Raw genomic sequence first — 466 nt, forward strand, 5'->3', positions numbered from 1 at the left:
TGCGGTCGCCGCCGCCTGCGATCACATTGCCGAGCAAACCGCCCGCAATCGCGCCGATAATGGTTCCGCGGTCGTTATTGCAGCGGTTGCGGGCGCGGCTGTAGTAGCGGCGGTCCTGATAATAGCCGTCGTCGCGATAGCCGCGCCGATCATCCCGGTACCCGCGATATCCGTCATCGCGATTGTAGCCGTCGCGATACGCCTGATCGTAAGCATAGCCTTGGCCGCCATCATAGCGTTGGGCGGCGGCAGGGGTCGCGGCCAGACCGGCAGCGGTCATGACCATCGCGGTGGCTGCGAGCGTGAGTTTCTTGAACATGATGCGTCTCCCGGTTGGTGTTTCCGATGATGCGGTTATGGCCGAGTCGGGCTGAGGTAAGCCTGAATGGCTCTGTTAGCCGTCGTTCATCGGCGCAGCGCCCGACGAATCGCGGTTGCGTGTCGCTGCTGGCTCCCGCAGGGGCGG

The 466-nt window shown here is 64.2% G+C and carries 1 pseudogene; it reads right to left on the reverse strand.

The features are described from left to right. Positions 1 to 319, reverse strand: a pseudogene (locus AACY52_RS30835) (hypothetical protein); the annotation flags it as partial. Positions 320 to 466 lie beyond the last annotated feature (147 nt).

The sequence above is a fragment of the Pseudomonas sp. EA_65y_Pfl1_P113 genome (assembly GCF_963970525.1).
Classification (GTDB): domain Bacteria; phylum Pseudomonadota; class Gammaproteobacteria; order Pseudomonadales; family Pseudomonadaceae; genus Aquipseudomonas; species Aquipseudomonas tritici.